This window comes from Synechococcus sp. CCY 9618 (assembly GCF_019038415.1).
Classification (GTDB): domain Bacteria; phylum Cyanobacteriota; class Cyanobacteriia; order PCC-6307; family Cyanobiaceae; genus Cyanobium.
The window spans coordinates 1-355 of record NZ_JAFKRG010000077.1 but is presented as its reverse complement, the minus strand read 5'-3'; the positions used below and the strand labels follow the sequence as shown (position 1 = coordinate 355).

The window sequence follows — 355 nt, the reverse complement described above, 5'->3', positions numbered from 1 at the left end:
CCGTTGATCTGTACGGAGACCAGATCGGAGCCGGTGTCGCGGAGCAGGCGAACGGAGCCGTTGGGATCCAGCACCTGGAGGGTGGTGTTGGTGCCGGTGCCGGTGTTGGTGTTGGGCTGGGGGGTGACTTTGGGCTGAACGGATCCACTGACCATGTACTGGCCGAGGCTGCCGTAGTCGGTGTAGCCGGTGGGGTTGCTGGCGAAGGGATTGCCGGCGCCGACGCCGTCGATGCCGAGGAAATAGGTGCCGGCATCGAGGTTGATGGAGAAGCTGGCGCTGGTGAGATCGGCGGGGTTGAAGGTCTGGAGGAGGGAGCCGTTGGCGCGATAGAGGCTGGCGGCGATGTCGAGGT

1 protein-coding gene is annotated in these 355 nt (G+C 65.1%); it reads right to left on the bottom strand.

Annotated elements, in window-relative coordinates:
- Positions 1–355, bottom strand: a 355-nt coding sequence (locus KUG41_RS15215; protein WP_216905049.1) for a hypothetical protein, incomplete at both ends; no start/stop codon positions are given.